Source organism: Hyphomicrobiales bacterium (genome assembly GCA_017642935.1).
Lineage (GTDB): Bacteria > Pseudomonadota > Alphaproteobacteria > Rhizobiales > MH13 > MH13.
Genome location: JAEPOK010000016.1, coordinates 1 through 532, shown reverse-complemented (window position 1 = coordinate 532; position 532 = coordinate 1). Strand labels below are relative to the sequence as shown.

The following is a 532-nucleotide window of genomic DNA, read 5'->3' as shown; positions in this document are numbered from 1 at the left end:
CGCCGATGAAATCTACACCCGCTTCTTTTACGGCGGCGCGCGTGCTCCTTCCTTCCTCGATATCATGGAGCCGGAAGACCGCATTCTGTTCGTCAACACCTTCTCCAAGAACTGGGCGATGACCGGCTGGCGCATTGGCTGGATCATGGCGCATCCCTCGCTCGGGCAGACTTTCGAGAACCTGATCCAGTATTCCACCTCGGGTGTTGCCCAGTTCATGCAGCGTGGCGCCGTAGCGCACGCGACATTATGTGCGGCGCACTCGAAGCAACGGGCCGGGCGCGCGTCAGTCCGCCGCCCGGTGCTTTCTATCTGTTCTTTGCGGTGGACGGCGTCACCGATTCGCTCGTGGCGGCGTTCGACATTGTCGACAAGGCGCGTGTTGGCCTGGCGCCGGGTTCGGCGTTCGGTGAGGGCGCGGAAGCCTATTTCCGCATCTGCTTCAACCGCCGCCTCGATCAGGTCGAGCAGGCCGCCGAGCGGCTGGCGTCCTGGATCTCATCGCGCTGAGCGTTCCGCCATTGCCGTCGAG

Annotated in this window: 1 pseudogene; it reads left to right on the top strand. The window is 63.3% G+C overall.

What is annotated here, in order from left to right:
- Positions 1-510: pseudogene (locus JJ917_17855) on the top strand (aminotransferase class I/II-fold pyridoxal phosphate-dependent enzyme).
- The last annotated feature ends 22 nt before the right edge of the window (positions 511-532 follow it).